This window comes from Moorena sp. SIO3I6 (genome assembly GCF_010672095.1).
The window spans coordinates 1-5,898 of the sequence record NZ_JAAHHU010000288.1 but is presented as its reverse complement, the minus strand read 5'-3'; the positions used below and the strand labels follow the sequence as shown (position 1 = coordinate 5,898).

General features: G+C 39.9%; 3 protein-coding genes. 2 read left to right on the top strand and 1 reads right to left on the bottom strand.

The window, feature by feature from the left end; all coding sequences use genetic code 11:
- Window positions 1-109 precede the first annotated feature (109 nt).
- On the bottom strand, window positions 110-286 hold the full coding sequence (locus F6K49_RS34225) for a hypothetical protein (RefSeq protein WP_293029629.1): 177 nt from the start codon (window positions 284-286) through the stop codon (window positions 110-112).
- Between the two features lie 583 nt (window positions 287-869).
- Here F6K49_RS34225 and F6K49_RS34220 point away from each other — a divergent pair.
- Window positions 870-1,754: an Rpn family recombination-promoting nuclease/putative transposase gene (locus F6K49_RS34220; RefSeq protein WP_293029626.1), complete on the top strand. Its 885-nt coding sequence runs from the start codon at window positions 870-872 to the stop codon at window positions 1,752-1,754.
- Between the two features lie 898 nt (window positions 1,755-2,652).
- A complete protein-coding gene (locus F6K49_RS34215) occupies window positions 2,653-5,790 on the top strand; it encodes a tetratricopeptide repeat protein (protein ID WP_293103814.1) in 3,138 nt (1,045 codons plus the stop codon).
- The last annotated feature ends 108 nt before the right edge of the window (window positions 5,791-5,898 follow it).

The following is a 5,898-nucleotide window of genomic DNA, read 5'->3' as shown; positions in this document are numbered from 1 at the left end:
ATTTCACGAGGGATGGATTTTCACCATCATGGTTATCAAGTTGTCAAGGTTCAGTTTCCTGAGACCAGGCGGCTAATCCCCCAAAACCCTTGTAGGGTAAGGTTTATAGTCAACGAATCGCACCTTCACCTGGAATATCGGTCGGCTCTAGAGGAGTCCACTCCGCGATTTCTGCATAGCCTAGGGAATAAAGCATATGGATACTATTGATTACTGATTCACGAGGACCTTTGAGAGTGTGCTGAGTCGGTTTTTTCTTGAAGTTGCGAGTAAAGTTGTCTGACATAGTGAATAATTACAACTTGATTTTACAATGATTATTATAATAATTATAAAATTATTTGTCAAGGGTTTTAAAAAGTTTTTTTTGGTATTTTTAGGATTTGTTAAAAAAACTATTGCATAGGAGTTATAAAGCATACATTAGCGTTTATTTCAGACACATGCAGTTTGGTTAATTCCTTTTATATCCCCCTAAATCCCCCTTAATAAGGGGGACTTTTGAATCTATTTGCCCCTGGCCAAATAGAGATTTAACTGCAATAAAACACTACCAATATTAGCGAATAAACTTTAAAATTATTAACTAAAACTTGAGTAATATTAGGGCTAAAAACTGTGATAAAATAGAATAATATCACCAAACAATAGCAATCATTTAACCTGGTTATTATCCCCCGATATACCGTTAATGATTGTCGGGGTTTACTGGGAATTTCAAGAGTTAGTTAAGTCGCCAATATTTCCGACATACCTTACCCTGGCTTTATTGAAGATGATTTGGGATAGGTTCGAGTCGTCGAATTTGTGGCTCTTAACCCTCTTTTCGATTAGTTAACCAGAATTGACTTAGTTAGATCAGATGTGTAATGACTTACGACAGTACCCTAAAATATCTAGTTGAACAATATCCCCAAGCCTTTACCCGTTGGTTATTTAACCAAGAACTAGCAGAGGATATCGAAATTCTCAACACCGAATTAAGCACAGAACCAATTCGGGCAGATGCCTTGTTTTTTGTGCGAGTTGCTGATGCTATCTTGCATTTGGAATTTCAAACCCTACCCCAATCTGAACCTCCGTTACCCCTGCGGATGCTGGATTATTGGGTCAGGTTATATCGACAGTATCGTTGTGATATTGAACAGGTAATAATATTCCTGAAACCAACCCGATTAGCCGGAGTATTTGTGAATCAATTTACTGAGAGGAACCTATCCTTCCGCTACCGGGTGATTCGGATTTGGGAATGTGATCCACAACCATTACTAACAACCCCAGGATTACTACCCTTGGCAGTATTAGCACAAGCGGAAGTGCCAGAAACCTTGCTATCCCAAGTAGCAGCCAGAATCGATATGATTGAAGATAGACAACAGCAGCGTAACCTATCTGCTTGCGTGCAACTGTTGGCTGGAGTGAAATTTGATGAGCAGTTAATTCAAGCTTATTTTCGGGAGGATATGATGCAAGAGTCAGTAGTTTATCAACGAATTATTCGCCAAGGATTAGAACAAGGATTAGAACGGGGATTAGAACGGGGATTAGAACAGGGATTAGAACAAGGAAAGCGCAATGAGCTTAATTTAATTAAGCGTCTACTTAACCGTCGCTTAGGTGAAATCAATCCCCAATTACAAAATCAAATTGAGAAATTATCCTTTGAGCAGTTGGAGGATTTAGGAGAAGCGTTGTTAGATTTTGAAACCGAAGTGGATTTGACCAATTGGTTGAACCAGTTAACGGATAAGTAACATCCGGTTAGGTGTCGCATTCAGCTATAGCAATTCTACGACTGGTGAGGTACAAATATCTGGTTTTTAGGGAGCAGGAAGCAGCGATGCAGCGCGGTCTTGGGGGTTTCCCCCATGAGCGACTGCATCAAGACGGGAGCAGGGAGCAGCTAAGATAGAAGAAGCAAAAGCCAATAGTCAAACAGTTATGTGTACCTCATGAGTCCTAGAAACGCTATAGCTGATAGCTATTAGCTGATAGCTTACCTTGCCTATTGCTAGCATGCCTATTGCTAGCATGCCTATTGCCTGCTCCCTGCTCCCTGCTCCCTATTCCCTATTCCCTCTTACCATGTGAGGAAATGGTACTCGTTAAGAACAAAACAGTACCGGTTTTTAATACAAAAGTACTATTCGATTAGCAACAAGTACTAGTTACTGATAAACGAGTACTGTTAAATGATAAACTAGTACAGTTTAACGAAAAACTAGTACTTGTTTGTTATACACCAGTACTAGTTAACGAGAAACGAGTACTAGTATGTGAGAAACGGGTACCCGTTTGTTATACACCAGTACTAGTTTGTTATACACCAGTACTAGTTAACGAGAAACGAGTACTGGTATGTGATAAACGAGTACTAGTTTGCGGTTAATGGGTACTCGTTTGCGGTTAATGGGTACTCGTGTGTTAGATATTAATACAGCACTACCCACTTCAGACTTCAGACTTCAGACTTCAGACTTCAGACTTCTGACTTCTGACTTCTTAGGAATGTTATAATTTACAAGGTTCTGCCTCTTGCCTTTTCCTAAGGGATAGCAGCAGACAGTTTTGCCAATGGCGGAAGATTGGTAAATCCAGGGTGCTTTCAATAAGTCGAATTTTTGAATAACTATTGTATAGCAGTGGATGGCAATGGCTGACAATACATCTGATGCCCAACTTGACTTTCTCTTACAGGTACTAAAAGCAATTGCAGACAGTAATGGTGATCACCAGGTAGTTGATAAATTACTGGAAGCAAATATAGATAAACTTAATCAGACCTTAGCAGAAAAATTGCGGGCTTGGGCAACAAGTAAGCTGGCGGAAGCGAAACCAGATCAAGCCACATCCCTAAGCGCAGATCTTGTTGAATTTAGCACAATAGTAGCAGAATTACCCTTGGGTGACAAAGCCAGCAATATGGAAATTGCTATCACTGGTTATGAAGTCGCCCTAACTGTTTACACCCGTGAAGCTTTTCCAGTTGAATGGGCAAAGACTCAATACAATCTCGGTACTGCTTACTGTCAAAGAAAAAAGGGTCAGAAAGCCGAAAATATTGAAGAAGGGATCACTTGCTTCCAATTAGCTTTAGAAGTACGCACCCGTGAAGCTTTTCCGGTTGAATGGGCAGAGACTCAAAACAATCTCGGTAATGCTTACTCTCAAAGAAGAAAAGGGGAGAAAGCACAGAATATAGAAGAAGCGATCGCTTGTTATCAAGAAGTTCTAAGAGTCAGAACCTTTGAGGATTTTCCTGAAGATTGGGCAAGGACACAAGGTAATCTCGGTAATGCTTACCTTAACCGAATCAAAGGTCAGAAAGTACAGAATATAGAACAAGCGTTCGCTTGTTACCAACAGGCTCTAAGAGTATTAACCTTGGAGGCATTTCCTGTTGAGTGGGCATCGATACAAGATAATCTCGGTATTGCTTACGGTGACCGAATAAAAGGGGAAAAATCACAGAATATTGAAGAAGCGATCGCTTGTTACCAAGAAGCTCTAACAGTATTAACCTTTGAGGCTTTTCCTTTTAAGTGGGCATCGACACAATATAATCTCGGTCATGCTTACTATTGCAGAATAAAAGGGAAGAAAAGACAGAATATAGAACAATCCATCGCTTGTTACCAACAGGCTCTTAGAGTCAGAACCTTTGAGGCTTTTCCTGAAGATTGGGCAAAGACACAATATAATCTCGGTCATGCTTACTATTGCAGAATAAAAGGGAAGAAAGGACAGAATATAGAACAAGGGATCGCTTGTTTAAAACAGGCTCTAAGAGTATTAACTTTTGAGGCATTTCCTTATGAGTGGGCATCGACAAAAACTAATATCGGTGCTGCTTACTGTAAGGGAAGAAAAGGTGATAAAGCACAAAATAGTGAAGAAGGGATCGCTTGTTTACAACAGGCTCTAAGAGTATTAACCTTGGAGGCATTTCCTTATGAGTGGGCAACGACAAAAACTAATCTCGGTATTGCTTACTGTAAGGGAATAAAAGGGGAGAAAGCACAGAATATAGAACAAGGGATCGCTTGTTTACAACAGGCTCTAAGAGTATTAACCTTTGAGGCATTTCCTTATGAGTGGGCAAATACAAAAACTAATCTCGGTATTGCTTACGGTGACCGAATCAAAGGAGAGAAAGCACAGAATATAGAACAAGCAATCGCTTGTTTACAACAGGCTCTAAGAGTATTAACCTTTGAGGAATTTCCTTATGAGTGGGCAAGGATAAAAAATTATCTCGGTATTGCTTACTATGACCGAATAAAAGGTGAGAAAGCACAGAATATTGAAGAAGCCATCGCTTGTTACCAACAGGCTCTAAGAGTATTAACCTTTGAGGAATTTCCTTATGAGTGGGCATCGACACAAACTCATCTCGGTATTGCTTACGTTAACCGAATAAAAGGGGAGAAAGCACAGAATATTGAAGAAGCCATCGCTTGTTACCAACAGGCTCTAAGAGTTAGAACCTTTGAGGAATTTCCTTATGAGTGGGCAGGGACACAAACTAATCTCGGTATTGCTTACGGTGACCGAATAAAAGGGGAGAAAGCACAGAATATAGAACAAGGGATCGCTTGTTATCAACAGGCTCTTACAGTCATCATTTTTGATGCATTTCCTTATGAGTGGGCAATCATACAAACTAATCTCGGTAATGCTTACCGTAACCGAATCAAAGGGGAGAAAGCACAGAATAGTGAAGATGCCATCGCTTGTTACCAACAGGCTCTAAGAGTATTAACCTTTGAGGAATTTCCTTATGAGTGGGCAAATACAAAAAATAATCTCGGTGCTGCTTACTGTAACCGAATAAAAGGGGAAAAAGCACAGAATAGTGAAGAAGCTATCGCTTGTTACCAACAGGCTCTAAGAGTATTAACCTTTGAGGCATTTCCCCAAAATTATCTAAATACTAACAATAACCTTGGTTTCGCTTACCGAGATGCTCAAAATTCATCGGAAGCTTACAAAGCTTTTGATGCTGCCATTAAAACCGTAGAATTCCTGCGAGATGAAATTAGTTCTGGTTCTGGAGTAGAAGAATACAAGACCAAACTAGCTGAAGAATCGAATAAAGTCTATGGAGGCATGGTAGAAGTTTGCCTAGAATTAACTAATATCACCGAAGCCATTGAATATGTTGAACGGAGCAAAACCCAGAATTTAGTTGACAAGATTCTCAGCCGTGACCTGAAAACCATCTTTCCTGTAGATGTTGCCACTCAATTAGAACAATACAGGGATGAAATAGCGGCAGGTCAATATCAAATCCAACAGGGAAAAGCTGAAAATCAAACCGCCCTAGCACAACGTCTCCAACAGTTGCGAAAGCAGCGCAATGATTTACAAGACCAATATTTACTTATCGGTTCTAGCTTTAACTTTGAGCAATTTCAGAACAATTTAGATGACAACACTGCCATTGTAGAATTTTACATTACAGGGAATAAGCTGCTCACGTTCATCTTTACCCACCAAATTCAACAGCCCATAGTTTGGCAATCTGAGCCACAAGACTTATACAAATTTCTAAATTGGGTAGTTAAATATCTGGAAAGCTACTACACCGAAAAATCTAATTGGCAAAACGACCTAAGCAACCGCCTAGATGAGCTAGCTGATATTCTATCCATTGATGACATCATTCAGCAGATTCCTCCAGAGTGCGATCGCTTAATTTTAATTCCCCATCGGTATTTACATTTGTTGCCCCTTCATACTTTACCGATTACCAGTAAGCAGGGAGAAGGCAGGGCTATTTCATTCTAAAAAGTTGCTTAAGCGTGTCTAGACCAAAAGAACAAAGTCGTTGAGCTTGTGCCATATTTTTAAACATTTGGTCACGGTATAAATTGAGTGTAAAATTACGAGCTATGG